This window comes from Streptomyces sp. NPDC012474 (assembly GCF_042955185.1).
Lineage (GTDB): Bacteria > Actinomycetota > Actinomycetes > Streptomycetales > Streptomycetaceae > Streptomyces > Streptomyces cahuitamycinicus.
Map to the genome: position 1 here is coordinate 261,377 of NZ_JBIBEP010000012.1, position 19,046 is coordinate 280,422.

Annotated in this window: 16 protein-coding genes, 1 rRNA gene and 1 riboswitch; of the genes, 4 read left to right on the forward strand and 13 right to left on the reverse strand. The window is 69.4% G+C overall.

Going from position 1 to position 19,046, the window contains the following annotated elements; genetic code table 11:
- Nucleotides 1-6 precede the first annotated feature (6 nt).
- Nucleotides 7-1,299 carry an extracellular solute-binding protein gene (locus ACFY9S_RS25880; protein ID WP_391132380.1) on the reverse strand — a complete coding sequence of 431 codons (1,293 nt, stop codon included), beginning with the start codon at nt 1,297-1,299 and terminating at the stop codon, nt 7-9.
- A 422-nt stretch (nt 1,300-1,721) separates the two neighbouring features.
- Here ACFY9S_RS25880 and ACFY9S_RS25885 point away from each other — a divergent pair, with 422 nt between their 5' ends.
- The 3 genes from ACFY9S_RS25885 (at nt 1,722) to ACFY9S_RS25895 (ending at nt 4,787) form a co-directional block, all read left to right on the forward strand.
- Nucleotides 1,722-3,701, forward strand: coding sequence for an amino acid transporter (locus tag ACFY9S_RS25885; protein WP_391132382.1), 1,980 nt, complete (start codon nt 1,722-1,724; stop codon nt 3,699-3,701).
- Nucleotides 3,702-3,813: 112 nt separating this feature from the next.
- Nucleotides 3,814-4,209 (forward strand): TOBE domain-containing protein, encoded by a 396-nt coding sequence (locus tag ACFY9S_RS25890; protein ID WP_391132384.1) that lies wholly within the window; start codon nt 3,814-3,816, stop codon nt 4,207-4,209.
- A 158-nt stretch (nt 4,210-4,367) separates the two neighbouring features.
- Entirely contained in the window at nt 4,368-4,787 is a 420-nt protein-coding gene (locus ACFY9S_RS25895) for a TOBE domain-containing protein (RefSeq protein WP_391132386.1), read from the forward strand.
- Nucleotides 4,788-4,851: 64 nt separating this feature from the next.
- Here the strand turns inward: ACFY9S_RS25895 and gcvP are convergent, their stop codons facing one another.
- Nucleotides 4,852-7,737, reverse strand: coding sequence for an aminomethyl-transferring glycine dehydrogenase (gene gcvP, locus ACFY9S_RS25900; protein WP_391132387.1), 2,886 nt, complete (start codon nt 7,735-7,737; stop codon nt 4,852-4,854).
- A 175-nt stretch (nt 7,738-7,912) separates the two neighbouring features.
- Nucleotides 7,913-8,008: riboswitch (glycine riboswitch) on the reverse strand.
- A gap of 113 nt (nt 8,009-8,121) precedes the next feature.
- On the opposite strand from gcvP, the gene ACFY9S_RS25905 reads away from it, so the two are divergent.
- Complete coding sequence (locus ACFY9S_RS25905; RefSeq protein ID WP_189593721.1) at nt 8,122-8,496, forward strand: PRC-barrel domain-containing protein; 375 nt, start codon at nt 8,122-8,124, stop codon at nt 8,494-8,496.
- On the opposite strand, the gene ACFY9S_RS25910 is transcribed toward ACFY9S_RS25905, so the two are convergent.
- From ACFY9S_RS25910 to rrf, 11 genes are all read right to left on the reverse strand, one after another.
- Nucleotides 8,415-9,869 carry a DNA polymerase IV gene (locus ACFY9S_RS25910; protein WP_391132389.1) on the reverse strand — a complete coding sequence of 485 codons (1,455 nt, stop codon included), beginning with the start codon at nt 9,867-9,869 and terminating at the stop codon, nt 8,415-8,417. The two genes, ACFY9S_RS25905 and ACFY9S_RS25910, sit on opposite strands and share 82 nt — an antisense overlap.
- A gap of 135 nt (nt 9,870-10,004) precedes the next feature.
- On the reverse strand, nt 10,005-10,688 hold the full coding sequence (locus ACFY9S_RS25915) for a MerR family transcriptional regulator (protein WP_107457211.1): 684 nt from the start codon (nt 10,686-10,688) through the stop codon (nt 10,005-10,007).
- A 294-nt stretch (nt 10,689-10,982) separates the two neighbouring features.
- On the reverse strand, nt 10,983-11,456 hold the full coding sequence (locus ACFY9S_RS25920; RefSeq protein ID WP_003988851.1) for a bifunctional nuclease family protein: 474 nt from the start codon (nt 11,454-11,456) through the stop codon (nt 10,983-10,985).
- Between the two features lie 82 nt (nt 11,457-11,538).
- Complete coding sequence (locus tag ACFY9S_RS25925; protein WP_391132391.1) at nt 11,539-12,276, reverse strand: MerR family transcriptional regulator; 738 nt, start codon at nt 12,274-12,276, stop codon at nt 11,539-11,541.
- A gap of 67 nt (nt 12,277-12,343) precedes the next feature.
- Nucleotides 12,344-13,297 carry an FHA domain-containing protein gene (locus ACFY9S_RS25930; RefSeq protein WP_391132393.1) on the reverse strand — a complete coding sequence of 318 codons (954 nt, stop codon included), beginning with the start codon at nt 13,295-13,297 and terminating at the stop codon, nt 12,344-12,346.
- Nucleotides 13,298-13,358: 61 nt separating this feature from the next.
- Nucleotides 13,359-14,276, reverse strand: a complete 918-nt coding sequence (locus ACFY9S_RS25935; RefSeq protein WP_391132395.1) for a DUF881 domain-containing protein — start codon at nt 14,274-14,276, stop codon at nt 13,359-13,361.
- A gap of 5 nt (nt 14,277-14,281) precedes the next feature.
- The gene (locus ACFY9S_RS25940; RefSeq protein WP_003988855.1) at nt 14,282-14,614 is read right to left on the reverse strand and encodes a small basic family protein; all 333 of its coding nucleotides are present in this window, start codon (nt 14,612-14,614) and stop codon (nt 14,282-14,284) included.
- Nucleotides 14,611-15,456 carry a DUF881 domain-containing protein gene (locus ACFY9S_RS25945; protein ID WP_391132397.1) on the reverse strand — a complete coding sequence of 282 codons (846 nt, stop codon included), beginning with the start codon at nt 15,454-15,456 and terminating at the stop codon, nt 14,611-14,613. Before ACFY9S_RS25945 ends, ACFY9S_RS25940 begins: the two co-directional genes overlap by 4 nt.
- Before the next feature lie 167 nt (nt 15,457-15,623).
- Nucleotides 15,624-18,119 (reverse strand): sugar phosphate nucleotidyltransferase, encoded by a 2,496-nt coding sequence (locus tag ACFY9S_RS25950; RefSeq protein ID WP_391132399.1) that lies wholly within the window; start codon nt 18,117-18,119, stop codon nt 15,624-15,626.
- A gap of 114 nt (nt 18,120-18,233) precedes the next feature.
- Complete coding sequence (locus tag ACFY9S_RS25955; RefSeq protein ID WP_031143178.1) at nt 18,234-18,842, reverse strand: CDP-alcohol phosphatidyltransferase family protein; 609 nt, start codon at nt 18,840-18,842, stop codon at nt 18,234-18,236.
- A gap of 109 nt (nt 18,843-18,951) precedes the next feature.
- A 5S ribosomal RNA gene (gene rrf / locus ACFY9S_RS25960) occupies nt 18,952-19,046 on the reverse strand; the annotation flags it as partial.

Genomic DNA, 19,046 nt, shown 5'->3' on the forward strand with positions numbered 1-19,046 from the left:
CGCCGGCTACTGCTCTTCCTTCGCGGTCTTCGTGATCGACTGGGCGACCTGCCCGGGCGACTTGGAGCCGGCGATGAGCGCGGCCACACTGTCGTTGACCTCCTGGCCGACGGCGGGCGCGTACGCCTGGTCGAGGTAGAGCTGGAAACCGGTGGCCGCCTTCAACTGCGCCTGTACGGCCTTGATGTTGGGGTCGGCGATGGCGCTCTCGGCCGCGGGGACCACGGGCAGGACGCCGGTCTTCTTGACCAGTTCCAGGTCGGTCGCCTCGGACGCGAAGAACTTGAGGAAGTCGACGGCCTCCTGCGGGGCACCCCGGCGCAGGGCGTGGCCGCCGCCTCCGCCGAACACCTCGGTGATGGTGCCCTTGCCGCCCTCGACCGCGGGGAACGGGAAGAAGCCGAGGTCCTTGCCGAGCCCCTTGCCGGCGTCGGCCTGCACGGTGGGCGCCCACTGGCCCATGAGCTCCATCGCCGCCTTGCCGTTGCCGACGGTGGCGGCCTGGCCGGTGGGTGAGGAGTAGGAGGCTCCGAGGTGGCCCTTCTGGAACGGCTGAAGGCCGACCAGTTCCTCCAGGTGTTCGCCCGCCTCGACGAACGGGGCGCCGGTGAAGTCCTTGTCGTCGTAGGCCTTCTGAAGGGCTTCCGCGCCGGCGGTGCGCATCGCCAGGTAGGCCCAGTAGTACATGCCGGGCCACTTCTCCTTGCCGGCCAGTGCCAGCGGGGTGACCTTGGCGGTCTTGAGCTTGCGTACGGCGTCGAGGAAGCCGTCCCAGGTGGTGGGGGGTTCGGCGATGCCGGCCTTCTCGAAGAGCGCCTTGTTGTACCAGAAGCCGATCATGCCTATGTCGAACGGTATGCCGTAGGCCTGCTCGTCGATCAGGTACGGCTCCCTGGCGACCGGCAGCAGGGCGTCGCCCCACGGCTTGGTCCGGTCCGTGAGGTTCTCGACGAGCCCGGCGTCGACCTGCTGCTTCAGCACGCCGCCGCCCCAGGTGTGGAAGATGTCGGGCAGCTTCCCGGAGGCGGTCAGGGCCGTCATCTTCGACTTGTAGGCGTCGTTCTCCATCTGAACGATCTTGATCTTGACCTTGGGGTTCTGCGCCTCGAACTTCCGGGCGAGGGCGGCCCAGACGGTTTTGGACGGCTCGGTGGTGGAGATGTTCCACCATTCGATCGTGGTCGTCCCGGACGACCCTCCGTTCGAGTCCCCGCCGCATGCGGTCAGTGCCGTCATCCCCATACCGGCCGCGGCGGAGGCCGCCAGGAAGCCGCGGCGGGACAGTGCGGGGTCGCCCATCATGCGCTCCTCGAAAGTTTCGAAGTAGTTCCAGAAAGGTTCGCTGCTGCCGCACCCTAGAGACAGCGGGTAAACGGTGGCAACCCCTTGTACACGCTGAATCTCACGTCAGGCGCTGGACCTGATGGAATGGCGAAACATTCGACTTGACAGACGAACGTTACGAAGTCGACCGGGCCGCGATCACACAGAGTGTCCGGTCGAGGGCGGGCGACAGAACCCGCTCCCGCCGCCGCCGGGACCGTCCCACCCGCTCCCAGCTCGTGCTTTCGCATCCACGCCCGCCCCGGCCGCCAGTCTTAACGGAAGCTTGACGCACACAGCCCCCTCATTCACGGGCCACGGCATCACCCTCCGCTTACGCTGATCGCGCCGTCCTGTGATGGCCGGAACCCCGCCGAGCCCACATCGGGAGCATGTCGATGGCCACCACCGAGCACCCGGCACCGAGCCGACCGGAGCCCACTTCACCGAGCCGTCTGCGCACCTGGATACTGGAGGGCCTGTCCGACATGGGCAGGGCCGGCGGCCACACCGGGCCCCACGCCGAGCCGGAGCCCCCGCACCGGGGCCGGCCCTGGTGGCGGGTGATGTGCCTGACCGGCGTCGACTACTTCTCGACCCTCGGCTACCAGCCGGGCATCGCGGCCCTCGCCGCGGGTCTGCTGTCACCGATCGCGACCATCGTCCTCGTCGTCGTCACGCTGGCCGGAGCCCTGCCCGTCTACCGCCGCGTGGCCGAGGAGAGCCCTCACGGCGAGGGCTCGATCGCGATGCTGGAGACGCTGCTGTCGTTCTGGCAGGGCAAGCTGTTCGTGCTGGCCCTGCTGGGTTTCGCCGCCACCGACTTCCTCATCACCATCACCCTGTCGGCCGCCGACGCCTCCACCCACCTCGTGGAGAACCCGCATCTGACCGGCGTCCTGCACGACAGGCAGCTGCTGATCACCCTGGCCCTGGTGGCTCTGCTCGGCGCGGTGTTCCTCAAGGGCTTCCTGGAGGCGATCGGCATCGCGGTCGCCCTCGTCGGCGCCTACCTCGCGCTGAACGTGATCGTGGTGGTCGTCGGCCTCTACCACGTCGCCACCGCGGGCCATGTGGTCACCGACTGGTCGAGCGCCCTCACCACCCAGCACAGCAATGTCTTCGCCATGATCGGCGTCGCCCTGCTCGTCTTCCCGAAACTGGCGCTCGGCCTCTCCGGGTTCGAGACGGGCGTCGCCGTGATGCCGCACGTCAAGGGCGAACCGGACGACACCGAGGCCCGGCCGACCGGCCGCATCCGCGACACGAAGAAGCTGCTCACCGCCGCCGCGCTGATCATGAGCGTCTTCCTGATCACCACCAGCTTCATCACCACCCTCCTCATCCCGGAGAAGGAGTTCGAGGCGGGCGGCCGGGCCAACGGCCGTGCACTCGCGTACCTGGCGCACGACTACCTGGGCAACACCTTCGGCACCGTCTACGACGCCTCGACGATCGCCATCCTGTGGTTCGCCGGCGCATCCGCGATGGCCGGCCTGCTCAACCTGATGCCGCGCTATCTGCCCCGCTACGGCATGGCCCCGCACTGGGCCCGCGCCGTGCGGCCCATGGTCATCGTCTTCACGCTGATCGCCTTCCTGGTCACCTGGGTCTTCGACGCCGACGTCAACGCCCAGGGCGGCGCCTACGCCACCGGCGTGCTGGTGCTCATCAGCTCCGCCGCGATCGCGGTGACCATCGCCGCCCGCAAGGCCCGGCAGCGGAACTGGACGATCACCTTCGCGGTGATCTCCGCGGTGTTCCTGTACACGACCGTGCTCAACGTGATCGAGCGCCCGGACGGCGTGAAGATCGGCGCCTGCTTCATCGCCGGCATCATCCTGGTCTCCCTGCTGTCACGGCTGGCCCGGGCGTTCGAGCTCCGCGTGACCAGCGTGACGCTGGACGGCATGGCGGAACGTTTCGTCCGGGACATGGCCAGCCGCCGGATGCGGTTCATCGCCAACGAGCCGGACATGCGCGACAGCGCCGAGTACCGGGACAAGATCGAACAGATCCGGCAGGACAACGACGTGCCGGGCCAGGAGGACTTCGTCTTCGTCGAGGTGACGGTCACCGACCCGTCCGAGTTCGAGGCGGGCCTGACCGTACGCGGCGAGGTGCTGCACGGACGCTACCGGGTGCTGACCCTGGAGTCGTCCTCCGTACCCAACGCCCTGGCCGCGCTGCTGCTGTGCGTCCGCGACTCGACGGGCCGCACCCCGCACATCTACTTCGAGTGGACCGAGGGCGGGCCCTTCGCCAACTTCCTGCGCTTCTTCCTGTTCGGCCAGGGCGAGGTCGCCCCGGTGACCCGCGAGGTCCTGCGCGAGGCGGAGCCGGACCGCAAGCGGCGGCCGAGGGTGCACGTGGGCTGAGTCGGGCCGTCGCACTCCTCCTGCCGAATCCCAGACCAACGCTGTATCGCGTTACACCCAACGACCGGCCCCGCATCCGTCGTTCCCTTCCCCCGCGCCTATCGTGACCGGCATGCAGTCCTACACGATCGGCCAGGCAGCACGGCTGCTCGGCGTGAGCCCGGACACCGCCCGCCGCTGGGCGGACGCGGGCCGCATCACCACCCACCGCGACGAGACCGGGCGACGGCTCATCGACGGGCGGGACCTGGCCGCGTTCTCGGTCGAACTCGCCCGGTCAGGCTCCCCGGAGGAGGACACGCCGTACACCTCGGCCCGCAACGCGTTCCCGGGCATCGTCACGGCGATCAAACTCGGCGACGTCGCCGCCCAGGTCGAGATCCAGGCCGGCCCGCACCGGCTCGTCTCCCTGCTCACCCGCGAGGCGGTGGAGGAACTGGGCCTGGAGATCGGCATGGAGGCGACGGCCCGCGTGAAGTCGACGAACGTCCACATCGACCGTGTCTGAGCCGGGGTGACAGCGCTGGGCGACGCGGACCCGCGCCTGCCGGCTCGGGCGCGCGCCGGTCCGGCGCGGACACCCCGACACCGGTTCCGGGTGGCAGCGCGGGCGACGCGGACCTCCGCATACCCGGCAGCACGCTCCCGCCGGTCTACCGTGCACCCATGCGCCTGAGCATCCGCAACCAGCTCCCCGGCACCGTCACCGCCGTCACCCCTGGCGAGGCCATGGCGACGGTCAGGGTCCGCCTCACCGGCGGCCAGGACCTCACCGCGGCGATCACCCGCGAGGCCGCGGAAGAACTGCGTCTCGCACCGGGCGCCGCCGTGCGCGCCCTGATGAAGTCGACGGAGGTCTCCCTGGCCACCGCGCCGATCGAGGGCCTGTCGATCCGCAACCAGCTCCCCGGGACGGTCACGGACATCGCGGCCGGCGCCGCGATGGTGTCGGTCCGCGTCACGGTCGAGGGCGGCGAACTGACCGCCGCGATCACCGGGGACGCGGCGCACGACCTGGCCCTGTCACCCGGTATCCCCGTCGTCGCCCTGATCAAGGCGACCGAGGTGTCACTCGCCACCGCGTGACGCGCCGGGGAACGGCGAGAGGGGCCCCGCTCCGCGGAGCCCCTCCCCGTGACCGGTCGGCCGATCAGTCCTCGTACGCGTCCAGCGGCGGGCAGGAGCACACCAGGTTCCGGTCACCGAAGGCCTGGTCGATGCGGCGCACCGGCGGCCAGTACTTGTCGGCGGTCGACACCCCGGCGGGGAAGACGGCCTCCTCACGGCTGTAGGCGTGCTCCCACCGACCTGCGAGCGCACCGGCGGTGTGCGGGGCGCCGCGCAGCGGGTTGTCCTCAGCGGGCCACTCACCGGAGCCGACCTTCTCGATCTCCGCGCGAATGGCGATCATCGCCTCGCAGAACCGGTCCAGCTCGGCCAGGTCCTCCGACTCGGTCGGCTCGATCATCAGCGTCCCGGCCACCGGGAACGACATGGTCGGCGCGTGGAAGCCGTAGTCGATCAGCCGCTTGGCGACATCGTCGACGCTCACGCCGGTCGCCTTGGTCAGCGGCCGCAGGTCGATGATGCACTCGTGGGCGACGAGCCCGCCGGGACCGGTGTAGAGCACCGGGTAGTGCGGCTCCAGCCGCTTGGCGATGTAGTTGGCGCTGAGCACGGCCACCTGCGTGGCCCGCTTCAGCCCCTCGCCGCCCATGAGCCGGACGTACGCCCACGAGATCGGCAGGATGCCGGCCGAGCCCCACGGCGCCGCCGAGATGGGCCCGACGCCCGTCTCGGGGCCCGCCTCGGGCTGCAGCGGGTGGTTCGGCAGGTAGGGCGCGAGGTGCTCGCGCACCGCGACCGGGCCGACGCCGGGACCGCCGCCGCCGTGCGGGATGCAGAAGGTCTTGTGCAGGTTCAGGTGCGAGACGTCCCCGCCGAAGTGCCCCGGCTTGGCGAGCCCGACGAGAGCGTTGAGGTTGGCCCCGTCGACGTAGACCTGGCCGCCCGCCTCGTGCACCTGGGCGCAGATGTCGGCCACGTGCTCCTCGAACACCCCGTGGGTGGACGGGTAGGTGATCATCAGCACGGCCAGCTCGTCGCGGTACTGCTCGATCTTCGCCCGCAGATCCTCGACGTCGATCTCGCCGTCCTCGGCGGTCTTCACGACCACGACCTTCATGCCCGCCATCACCGCGCTGGCGGCATTGGTGCCGTGGGCGGACGACGGGATCAGGCACACGGTGCGCTGCTCGTCCCCGTTGGCCCGGTGGTAGCCGCGGACGGCGAGCAGTCCGGCCAGCTCGCCCTGCGACCCGGCGTTCGGCTGGAGGGACACCTTGTCGTAGCCGGTGACCTCGGCGAGCCGGTCCTCCAGCTCGTGGATGAGGGTGAGGTAGCCCCCGGCCTGCTCGGCGGGCGCGAAGGGGTGCAGCTGCCCGAACTCGGGCCAGGTGACCGGCTCCATCTCGGTGGTGGCGTTGAGCTTCATGGTGCAGGAGCCCAGCGGGATCATGCCCCGGTCGAGCGCGTAGTCGCGGTCGGCCAGCCGGCGCAGGTAGCGCAGCATGGCGGTCTCGGAGCGGTGCTGGTGGAAGACGGGGTGCGTCAGGTAGTCGTCGGTGCGCAGGAGCGCGCCCGGAAGCCCGTCCTCGGTGGCCGCGTCCAGTGCCTCGACGACGCCCTCGACCCCGAAAGCGGCCCATACGGCACGCAGCTGGGCCCGCGTCGTGGTCTCGTCGCAGGCGATCGAGACGTGGTCGGCGTCCACGAGCCGCAGGTTGACCCCGTTGCCCCGCGCGGCGGCCACGACCTCGGCGGCCCGGCCCTCGACGCGCACGGTCAGGGTGTCGAAGTAGGAGCCGTGCACGATCTCGACCCCGCCGTTCGCGAGTCCGGCGGCGAGGACCGTGGCGTACCGGTGGGTGCGCCGGGCGATGCCCTTCAGGCCCTCGGGCCCGTGGTAGACGGCGTACATGCCGGCCATGACGGCGAGCAGCACCTGGGCGGTGCAGATGTTGCTGGTGGCCTTCTCACGGCGGATGTGCTGTTCACGCGTCTGCAGGGCCAGCCGGTAGGCCTTGTTGCCGTCGGCGTCCACGGACACGCCGACGAGCCGCCCGGGCAGGCTGCGCGCCATCTTGCCCTGGACCGCCATGTAGCCGGCGTGCGGCCCGCCGAAGCCCATGGGCACGCCGAAGCGCTGCGTCGTCCCGACGGCGATGTCCGCCCCGAGCTCGCCGGGCGACTTCAGCAGCGCCAGCGCCAGCAGGTCGGCGGCGACGGTGACGAGCGCCCCGAGCCCGTGCGCCTGGTCGATGACCGGCTTGATGTCCCGCACGGCACCGGAGGCGCCCGGGTACTGGATCAGCACACCGTTGATGTCACGCTCGGCGAGGGCGGCGGGGATGCCCTGGCCGAGGTCCGCGACGACGACCTCGACGCCCGTGGGCTCGGCGCGGGTCCGGATCACGGCGATGGTCTGCGGAAGCGTGTCCGCGTCGACCAGGAACAGGCCCTTCTTGTTCTTGCCCAGACGCCGCGACAGCGCCATGGCCTCGGCGGCCGCGGTGCCCTCGTCGAGCAGGGAGGCGCCGGAGGTCGGCAGTCCGGTCAGCTCGGCGACCATCGTCTGGAAGTTGAGCAGCGCCTCGAGCCGGCCCTGCGAGATCTCCGGCTGGTACGGCGTGTAGGCCGTGTACCAGGACGGGTTCTCCATGACGTTGCGCATGATCACCGGCGGCGTGAACGTGCCGTAGTAGCCGAGGCCGATCATGGAACCGAGGACCTCGTTGCGGTCGGCGAGGGAGCGCAGCTCGGCGATCACCTCGGCCTCGCTGCGGGCGCCCGGCAGGTCCAGTGCCTCGGCGCTCTTGATCACGGCCGGGACAGCGGCGGCGGTGAGCTCGTCCAGCGAGCCGTAGCCGACCTGGGCGAGCATCTTGGCGCAGGCCTCGTGGTCGGGGCCGATGTGGCGCTGCTCGAAGGGGACTGCCTCTTCGAGCTCGGAGAGCGGAATGCGGTGGGCGGTCATTACGGAGGCCTCCTGGTCGACACGACCTTCGAGGGGCACCACGGCACGGGTACCCGGACGGCCTCCCCCTCTGTCATCTCAACCTGAGAGCTTCACCGGATCGCCCGAAGGCCTCCGGTTTTCACCGTCGGTGAGAGCGGAAGCCGTCGACACCCGCTCTGCTTTCCAGAGTGACCTCGTCCGTGCGGTACGTGAGCCTGAGAGATTCCGGGGAGGATTTGCTCCTTCGGCGCCTCCGATGGTGTCTGGAGGACTCTCCCGCACGGGGTCAACAGCCGCTGCCAGCGTACCAGCGAGGTCAACGCACGAACCTTCGAGTGGCCGCATCCCCGCTTGTACCGTTTTGTAGTGTTTACGGATGAGGTGCGACCATGTGGAGGTCCCGTGCGAACCGATATCGATCCGCGCAACCTGATCGGCCGCAAGGCGTTCGACCGCAACGGGACCAGGATCGGCACCATCGACGAGGTCTACCTCGACGACGCCACCGGCGAGCCGGAGTGGGCGGCCATACGGACCGGCCTGTTCAGCAGGGACGCATTCGTCCCCCTGGAGCCCAGCGAACTGATCGAGGGCGCCCTGCACGTCCCCTTCGAACGCGCCCTGATCAAGGACGCCCCCGACTTCGGGGTGGGCCGCCACCTCTCCCCCGAGCAGGAACTGCAGCTCTACCACCACTACGGTCTCGACGTCGCCGCCCCGCCCCCGCTGCCGGACCGCGACTTCGGCAAGCTGGCGGGCACCGACGAGACGGCATGAGACTCCTCCCCGGGCGCTTCCACTCCCCCGTCGGTCCCTCGTAACACCAACGGCAGCGGATCCGCCGCCACCAGATCCGGGTCGTCGACCCGGAAGGTCCGCACGCGCCCGGGCTCCGAGGAGGGCGTCTCGAACCGCACGGTGACCCGCCCCAGGCCGCTGCCCTGCACCCATCCGTGACCGAACTCGGCGTGCCGCACGTCGTGCCCGGCGGGCCAACGCCGCTCGGCGAGGGACGGCTGCTCCTCGGCCGGCGCCACGGCGTGCTCCTCGACCGGGCCCTCCGCGACCGCCCGCTCCCCCGCCGCCTGGGCGAACAGGTCCTCCTGTGTGTAGTCGGCGAGCCCGCTGACGCCCACTCCGAGGAGCCGCACCCCGCCGGTCGTGTCGACCGAGTCCAGCAATCTGGCCGCCGCCTCACGGATCACCGCCGGGTCGTCCGTGGGCCCGCGCAGCGTCTCGGAGCGGGTGAGCGTCGAGAAGTCGTAGCGCCGCACCTTCAGCACGATCGTCCGCCCGGACAGCCCTGCCCCGCGCAACCGGCGCACGCACCGCTCCGCGAGCCGCTGCACCTCCAGCCCGACTCGCGTCCGGTCGTGGATGTCGATGTCGTAGGTGTCCTCGACCGACACCGACTTCGTCTCACGCTCCGCCACCACGGGCCGGTCGTCCCGCGCCAGCGCCATGGCGTGGAGACCGTGCCCGTGCGCCTTCCCCAGCAGCCGGACCAGTTCGTCCTCGCCCGCCTCGACGATCTCCTCGACCGTGGTGATCCCGGCCCGCCTCAGATGATCCCCCGTGGCCGGGCCCACCCCCGGCAGCGTCCGCACCGACATCGGCCCGAGCATGGCCCGCTCCGTCCCCGGCTCGATCACCACCAGCCCGTCGGGCTTGGCCTCCTCCGAGGCGATCTTCGCGAGCATCTTGGAGGCTGCGAGCCCCACCGACCCCGTGAGCCCCGTGGCGGCCCGTATGTCCGCGCGCAGCTTCATCCCGGCCAGCCGCGCCGATGGCTCGTCCCAGGCCACGTCCCCGGCCTCCAGGTCCACGAACGCCTCGTCCAGGCTCAGCGGCTCCACCAGCGGCGACAACGCCCGCAGCAGCTCCATCACCCGCTCGCTGATCGACCGGTAGAAGTCGAAGCGCGGCACGAGATAGGCGGCGTTCGGCGCGAGCCGCCGGGCCTGCCCCATGGGCATCGCCGAATGAACCCCGAAAACCCGGGCCTCGTACGACGCGGTCGCCACCACGCCTCGCGGCCCGAGCCCTCCCACCACCACGGCCTTCCCGCGCAGACTCGGCTTGGACGCCTGCTCCACCGAGGCGAAGAAGGCATCCATGTCGAGATGCAGGATCGTGGGCGCGGTTCTCACAACTCCGATGCTGCCCTACGCCACTGACAACGCCCCGCACGACCGCCCGGAACGCCCCGAGGGAAACCGCTTACGCTCCGGTGCGGAAACGTCCCGCCTACTGCGGCCGCGTGCGGTCCTTCGCTGCCGGACGGCTCAGACGGCCCGGTTCCGCCGACGCGCCAGCTCGTCCGCCGGATTCGGTCCGACCAGAGTCTCGCCGGTGTCGATCCGCTCGCCGTGCAGCTGGGACAGCGCGCTCTCGACGTCCCGCCACACCACGCCCACGGCGATCCCGAACACACCCTGGCCGCCTTGGAGCAGGGCATGGACTTCGTCGGGCGAGGTGCACTCGTAGACCGTCGCGCCGTCGCTCATCAGCGTCATGCGCTCCAGGTCGCTGAAACCGCGTTCCCTGAGGTGGTGGACGGCCGTCCGGATGTTCTGCAAGGACACCCCGGTGTCGAGGAATCGCTTGACGATCTTCAGGACGACCACGTCCCGGAAGCTGTACAGCCGCTGCGTCCCGGATCCGTGGGCGGGGCGCACGCTCGGCTCGACGAGCCCCGTACGGGCCCAGTAGTCCAACTGCCGGTAGGTGATACCGGCGGCCGCACAGGCCGTGGGGCCGCGATAGCCGATCTGCTCGGACGCCATGGACGTCGTCCCTCCGCTGCTCGGGACCGCTGTCGGTCGCTGCGGAGCGTGCTCGGCCGCGCCTCCGGGCTGAGGGCATCCACCGCCCGGGAGGGGCCGTGAGCCGGGGGGAGGGTACGGACCGCTCGCCCTGAGACTGCGCTCGGGGCCGCCCCCAGCCGTACCGTCGCCGCTGCTTCTCACGCCGACCTCCGTCCTTGACCTGCCTTCTCGACGGTAGGCAGTCACCAGGGGTGCGTCAACGATCGCCACACTCGCCACGCCGAGTGATAATCACCCTGAGAGTGGTTTCCCGTGCCCCACCGCGGGGAAAGGCTAGCCGAATGTGCTCGGCGCGAGCCGCATGACGCTCTCACTCGCCACCGGCACATGCGGGCATTTCACCCGTCACACATACGGCGGGCGGCCCCACCACGGACCGCATCGTCAGCCGGGCCGCCCACACCCCTTCTCAGACCGCTGCCGATCCCGAGGCGCTCACTGGCTGCTGCTGCCGAAGTCCTCCGGGGAGATCTGGTCGAGGAACTCGCGGAACTTCTCCACCTCGTCCTCCTGCTCGTCCGGGATCGCGATGCCGGCGTCGTCGAGCACCGTGTCACTTCCGTAGATCGGTGTCCCGGTGCGCAGCGCGAGCGCTATGGCGTCGGACGGGCGGGCGCTCACCTCGACGCCGCTGGCGAAGACCAGCTCCGCGTAGAAGACGCCCTCACGCAGGTCCGTGATGCGCACTTCCGTGAGCTCCTGGCCGACGGCTTCCAGCACGTCCTTGAACAGGTCGTGAGTCAGCGGCCGCGCGGGAGCCATGCCCTGCTGGGCGAAGGCGATCGCTGTCGCCTCCCCCGGCCCGATCCAGATGGGGAGGTAACGGTCGCCTCCCACTTCACGCAGCAGCACGATCGGTTGGTTGGAGGGCATTTCGACCCGGACACCTACGACATCGAGCTCGTTCACACAGCAACCCTAGGCCGTGCTCGGGACGTTTGGGTAGTCGGGCCGGTATCGGGCGCCTGATCCGGCCCTGTGCGCGCCCTCCTCAGGGCAGCCGCAGGCCGAGCGCCGTGCGCACCAGCGCGGCGTGCAGCTTCACCGTGAGCCCGGCCAGCTCCTTGGCGCGGGCCTCGGCATGAGCCCTGGTCTGCGGGTTCCGGTGCCTTCTCAAGGGGGCCACCACCTGGTCCACGAGCCCGGCCTCACGGTCGGCGGCGGCCTTCATCACCCGCAGGTGCCGGGGCTCGATCCCGAACCGCCCGAGCTCGATGACGAGCAGGGCGACGGTGACCGCCTCGGCGTCATAGGCCCCGTCCTCCAGTGGGGTGAGCAGACCGTAGGACTCCCACTCCTTGAGCTCCTGCTCGTCGACGCCCGCGGCGGCGAGCAGTTCCGCTCGCCCGATCCTGGCCGCTGCGGGACCCTCGGGCGGTTCCGGAGCGGCCTCTCCGTCCCGCTGACGGCCCACGACCGGCAGCGGCAAGGCCTCACCGCGCTCCATGGCCTCCAGGTGCTCCCGGATCACCTTCAGGGGCAGGTAGTGATCCCGCTGCATCCTCAGGACGTGCCCGAGGCGCTCGACGTCATGGGCGCTGAACTTGCGGTACCCCGACGGGGTTCGCTGCGGCTCGATGAGCCCTTCCGACTCCAGGAAACGGATCTTGGAGATGGTCACTTCGGGAAACTCGTCGCGCAGCGCGTTCAGCACCGCGCCGATGCTCATCAGCCCACTGTCCGTGGCGGCGGCGCCGTTCCCGGCACCGCCGCTCGGTTTTTGCAGCATGGACCTTCCCTGACGGATGGACCCTCGCTGGGGTCTCCTCGCTGGGGTCTGTCCGGACGGAGCCCGGTCAGTAGCCCCGCTGGCTGGCGTGGAAGACCAGCCGGTACTTGCCGATCTGTACCTCGTCGCCGTTGTTCAGAGCGACCTGGTCGATGCGCTCGCGGTTCACGTACGTGCCGTTCAGGCTGCCCACGTCGGCCACCGTGAACGAACCGTCCTGACCGCGGCGGAACTCAACGTGACGCCGGGACACCGTCACGTCGTCCAGGAAGATGTCGCTCTGCGGATGCCGGCCGGCCGTGGTCAGATCGCCGTCCAGCAGGAAGCGGCTGCCCGAATTCGGCCCGCGGCGCACGACCAGGAGCGCCGAACCCAGCGGCAGCGCGTCGACGGCGGCCTGAGCCTCCGGGGACAGGGTCGGCATCGGCGTCTGGCCGGTGGTCTCGCTGTCGTAGGCCTCGAGACCGGAGATGGAGATCGTGGAGGTCGTCTCGGACGGACGCTCCGGCGTCGCCCCCGCCCGCAGCGGCGCGCCGCAGTTGGAGCAGAAACGGCTGTTCTCCGCGTTGCGGTTACCGCACCTCGTACACACCAGGGCCGACATCGGATCCTCCTGCCGCGGCTGCCCACCGGGGGCGTTGGACGCATACGGGTCGGAGAACCCTCCACCCGCACTTGAGGTTGACGGTTGCCCGAAACCTATGCCGCCGGGCTGCGCAGGGTCAACCGACGGCGCGCCCTGACCACCGGAAACATCGCCGCCAGGGCCGCCGACCTGGTCCCTGAACAGCGGCCGCTGGCCTTCCGCGTCAGGCTGTGCGCGATGGCGGGCGGTCGCATTGTCGCTGCCCTCTCGCGCGCTCTTGCCGAACAACTTCGCAAACAACTTCACGGGCGATTCCCCTTGACCGAAACAGACCCGCCCGTGGGGCAGGACGAACCCTGACTGAACACTCTGGCCGACCCGGACATCCTGACAACGTCCGTCTGCACCAGACAGTTTCCACCACGCACCGCCCATTCGGTGCGCCGACCCCCCGCAACCTCATGCCCTCGCCCGATGCCGCCCATGCACCCCCGGTTCACTGGGAGGACGACCGAGCGTAGTCAGGCCGCTTCGCTGCTCGCAAGGCGTCCACCACGATGTCGGTGGACCGCTCGATCGTGACGGTGGCCTGTTCCTTCTCGAGAGTCTGCACCACGCCTCCGGGGATGTTGAGCGCCGGCTCCAGGTCCTGCGGCTTGCCGATGACCTTGAAACGATAGGGCGCGTTGATCTTGTTCCCGTCGACGCTCACGCCTTTGCCGGAGTCCGCGAAATAGGTGCCGGCGACGACGCGGACACCGTTGACCTGAATCGCCTCCGCGCCCGCGGCACGCAGCTCCTGGATCGCGTCGAGCAGCATGTCCGCCTCGACCGTTCCCTTCGTGTCCACGACCGTCATGGTGATGCCGGGCCCCTGTGCGGCCACGGTGCCCGCCAGGATGCCGAGTTGCCTCTCCTTCTCGATCGTCTGCTTCCTGGCCTCCTCGGCCTGGTCGGAGCTGTTCTCCAGCTCGTCGCGCTGCTGCTCGAGCCCCCGCTTCTCGTCCTCGAGACGCTGAGTACGGTCATCCAGTTCATCCAGGATGCGGACAAGATCTTCCTGCCGCGCGCCCCGCAGGGCGCTGTCGCTGTCACTGTTCGAGGCCACCTGCACGGCCAGCCCGAATCCCAGACCGAACAAAAGCACCGCGACGATGAGTTGGGCCCGGGTGACACGCGGCGGCCACAGCCCCTGCACCAGCCGCTGCCGACCGGTCAGCCGCGGCCCGGGGTCCGGCTGCGGTTCCGGTACCTGCTCGGGCTCCGGCTCCTTCGGCGCCTCCTCGGCCTCGGCGGCAGGCGGCGCCGCGGGCACCTCCTGAGGCAGCTCCTCGCGCAGCCTGTTCCCGGACCCGCCGTCACCGTCGCGCGTGTCGCCCCGGTCCTCGGCCGTCTTCTCTTCGTGATCGCTCATCGGCCTCACGCCCTGAACACGTGCCGGCGGATCGCCGCGGCGTTGGAGAAGATCCGGATGCCGAGGACGACCACCACACCGGTGGACAGCTGGGCGCCCACGCCGAGCTTGTCGCCCAGAAACACGATCAACGCGGCCACGACGACGTTCGACAGGAACGACACCACGAAGACCTTGTCGTCGAAGATGCCGTCGAGCATGGCCCGCAGGCCGCCGAAGACGGCATCGAGCGCCGCCACGACAGCGATCGGCAGATAAGGCTCGACCACCGCCGGAACCTCAGGCCGGACCAACAGGCCGGCCACGACTCCCACGACGAGGCCCAGTACGGCGATCACGATGTGCCCTTCTCACTCTTCTCAATGCTCGGCTGTGCTGTACGTACGGTCACACTCGGCGCGGCAGGCAGCCGGAGGTCGTCCTCCACGGAGATGCCTGTCCTGATGCCGTAGCTCTCCTGCAGCGCGTTCAGATACAACCCGTCCGCGCTGTTCTGGAACCGCGTGCTCAGCCGCTGCCCGTCCCCGACCGCCAGCACCGTGTACGGCGGGACCAGCGGCTTGTTGTCGACCAGTATGGCGTCCCCGGCGGCCCTGATCGCGGACAGCGCCGTCAGCCGCTGCCCGTTGATCGAGACGGCCTCGGCACCCGACTCCCACAGCCCGTTCACCACGCGCTGCATGTCCCGGTCCCGCACCCGGCCGGTGTCGGAGAACCCGGAGGTCTCCCGCGGGTCGGCGTCGCCGCCCGTGGCGGCTTGCTTGGCGTCGTTCACCACGAGCTTCACGCCGGGGCCGTGCACCGCGACCGCGCCCGACAGGATGCCCGTCAGGTCGGAGTCCGCGCTGCCGCCGCTGTTCTTCAGCGCCTCGCGCTGCCGTGCGCTCACGTCCGCGCGCAGCTCGTCGACGGAGTCCTCCAGCTTGTCCGCCGCCTCGGTCTCCCGGTCGATGCGGTCGACGAGCTCTTCCCGCTCCTTGGCTACGACCGGAGCCGCGACCCGCGCCTGCGCCGCTCCGAGGGTGACGACGAGGGCCGCGAGCACCAGTCCGGCGGCGAGCCCCAGCTTCGCCCGGAGCGTCTTCGGCATGCCGCCGTCTCCCGCGGCCTTCTTGCGCGCTGCGGCCTCGGCATACCCTTCGTCGAGGCTGTGGTCCATGACGTTGGTCAGCAACGACATGGACGCATCCGGGCGCCGGGGCCGCGTGGGTGTGCTCCGAATGGGGGGTTGCTGCGGCATGCCGCACATCGTCGCACGTCGCGAGCACTACCTCCGAACGGCCCCACCGGCGTGCCGGACAGGCCCCGTTGGGGACACCTGTCCGGCACGCACGCGTACAGCCCGTCCTACCGGCCGGCGCTGTCCACGACAGCCGACCATTCGTCCAGCAGGGCCTGCGCGGACGCGTCGTCCGGCCCCTCTGCCCACAGGTGGGTCACGGCCTCGGCAGGGTCGGGCAGGACCATCACCCAGCGCCCGTCGGTCTCCACCACGCGCACACCGTCGGTGGTGTCCACGAAGCGATCTCCGGCCGCTTCGACGACCCGCCGCATCACGAGCCCCTTGACGGCCCACGGGGTCGCCAGATCCCGCTTCAGGACGTGCGCCCGCGGGATCCGCGCGTCGATCTGGCTGAGCGTGAGCTGCGTCCGCCCCACAAGCCCGATGAGTCGCACGAACGCCGCGGTGGCGTCGTACACGCTGCTGAATTCGGGGACGATGAATCCGCCCTTGCCGTCACCACCGAAGATCGTCCCTTCCTCACCGCCCACGCGCGTGAGGTCGTCGGGAGAGGTGGTCGTCCACTCGACCTGCGTCCCGTGGTACGCCGCCACCTGCTCGGCGATCCGGGTCGTGGTCACCGGCAGCGCGACCCGGCCGCTGCGCCGCTCGGCGGCGACGAGGTCCAGCATCACGAGCAGCGCCCGGTCGTCCTCGATGATCCGCCCCTTCTCGTCGACGAGCGACAGCCGCTCACCCACGGGGTCGAATCGCACGCCGAACGCGGCCCCCGAGGACGCCACGATCTCCCCGAGACGCACCATCCCCGACCGCCGCATGTCGGCCGTCTCCGTGGGCCTGGACTCGTCGAGGCCGGGGTTGATCGTCAGCGAGTCCACCCCGAGCTTGCCGAGCAGGCTCGGCAGGACGAGTCCCGCGCTTCCGTTGGACGCGTCCACGACGACCTTCAGCCCGGAGTCCGCGATCCCGGTCGTGTCGACGTTCCGCAGCAGCGACCCGGTGTACGAGTCGAAGACACTGGCCGGGAAGTGCAGGTCACCGATCTCCCCCGGGAAGGCCCGGCGGTATTCCTGTCGCGCGAACACCCGGTCCAGCTTCCGCTGGCTGCCCTGCGACAGGTCGGCGCCCTGCCCGTCGAAGAACATGATGTCGACCGAGTCCGGCACCCCTGGCGTGGTGCGGATCATGATGCCGCCGGCGCTGCCCCGCGCGGTCTGCTGCCGGGCAACCGGCAACGGGACGTTCTCCAGGTCCCGCACGTCGATCGCGCTGGCCTGCAGCGCGGAGATCACCGCCCGCTTGAGCGCACGGGCGCCACGGGAGTGGTCCCGGGCCGTGGTGACGGTCGAGCCCTTCTTCAGCGTCGTCGCGTACGCGCCTGCGAGGCGGACCGCCAGTTCCGGCGTGATCTCCACGTTCAGGATGCCGGACACACCGCGGGCGCCGAAGAGATGCGCCTGGCCCCTGGACTCCCAGATCACCGAGGTGTTGACGAAGGCGCCGGCCTCGATGGTCTTGAAGGGATAGACCCGCACATTGCCCTGAACGATCGATTCCTCACCGATCAGGCACTCATCACCGATGACGGCGCCGTCCTCGATCCGTGCCGCGCGCATGATGTCGGTGTTCTTGCCGACAACGCAGCCACGCAGGTTGCTGTGCGGCCCCACGTAGACGTTGTCGTGGACGACGGCCTTGTGCAGGAACGCACCGCTTTTGACGACCACGTTGGAGCCCACGACGGTGTGCTCACGAATCTCGGAGCCCGCCTCGACCTTGGCGTAGTCACCGATGTAGATGGGCCCACGGAGGACGGCGTCGGGATGGACCTCCGCCCCCTCGGCGACCCATACGCCCGGGGAGATCTCGAATCCGTCGACGTCCACGTCGACCTTGCCCTCCAGGACATCGGCCTGGGCCTTCACATAGCTCTCGTGAGTGCCGACGTCCTCCCAGTAGCCCTCGGCGATGTAGCCGTAGATGGGCTTGCCTTCCTTCATGAGTTGCGGGAAGACATCGCCGGACCAGTCGACGGGCACGTCGGGCTCGACATAGTCGAAGACCTCGGGCTCCATCACGTAGATGCCGGTGTTCACGGTGTCGGAGAAGACCTGACCCCAGGTGGGCTTCTCCAGGAAGCGCTCCACCTTGCCTTCTTCGTCGACGATCGTGATACCGAATTCCAGCGGGTTGGGCACACGCGTCAGACAGACCGTGACCAGCGCGCCCTTCTCCTTGTGGAAATTGATGAGCTCGGTGAGGTCGAAATCCGTCAGAGCATCGCCGGAGATGACGAGGAAGGCATCGTCCTTCAGCGCTTCCTCTGCGTTCTTGACGCTTCCAGCGGTACCGAGTGGCTTCTCCTCATTGGCATACGTGAGCTCCATACCGAGCTCTTCGCCGTCACCGAAGTAGTTTTTGACGAGCGACGCCAAGAACTGGACGGTCACGACTGTTTCGTTGAGCCCATGCCTTTTGAGCAGCCGCAGAACATGCTCCATGATCGGCCGGTTGGCCACCGGCAGGAGCGGCTTGGGCATGCTTGAGGTCATAGGGCGAAGGCGCGTGCCTTCGCCTCCGGCCATCACGACGGCCTTCATGTCGGAAGCGTCCTCCTCGAAGAGACGATCTGGCCGACTTCCCCCGCCAGGATTGTCCCGCACATATCCAGTACGGGCCATCGCTCCGCTACGGCGGCAGGACCATCCGGGAGTTCAATCGGTCATGGCGTCCGCACGAACCAGGCGGCGGACTTGTACCACGTAGAGGACTCCTGCCCACCAGTACAGCGTTGTACCCCATCCGGCGAACGCCCATCCGAAAATGGCAGCCAGTGACGAGATCCAGCCGCTTCCGTCGCTGAGCAGAAGCAGGGGGAAGGCGTACATCAGGTTGAAGGTCGCGGCCTTGCCCAGGAAGTTCACCTGGGGCGGGGGATAGCCGTGCCGGCGGAGGATGCCCACCATGACCAGCAGAACCAGCTCTCGCGCCAGAAGTGCAGCCGTCAACCAGAGAGGCAGAATCTCGCGCCAGGTGAGGCCGACCAGGGTGGAGAGAATGTAGAGCCGATCGGCTGCGGGATCGAGGAGCCGGCCGAGGCTGCTGATCTGGTTCCAGCGCCGCGCGAGCTTGCCGTCCAGGTAGTCGCTGACTCCGCTCAGCGCGAGTACCAGAAGGGCCCATCCGTCACTCTTGGGCCCACCGAACTCAGGCCGCAGGATCAGCCACAGGAAGACGGGCACACCGACGAGGCGCGCCATGCTGAGGATGTTCGGGATGGTGAGCACACGGTCCGTCTGGACACGAGTCTCCTGAACCTCCACCCGGGGGCCTCCTGTGGGAAATGTACCGACGATGCCCCCTGACCTTACCTCAACGCAAAAAGCTCTGGCTCTTGGGCTTGTGTGCCCAAGAGCCAGAGCTCTAAAAGAAGTTCGGCGGCGTCCTACTCTCCCACAGGGTCCCCCCTGCAGTACCATCGGCGCTGTAAGGCTTAGCTTCCGGGTTCGGAATGTAACCGGGCGTTT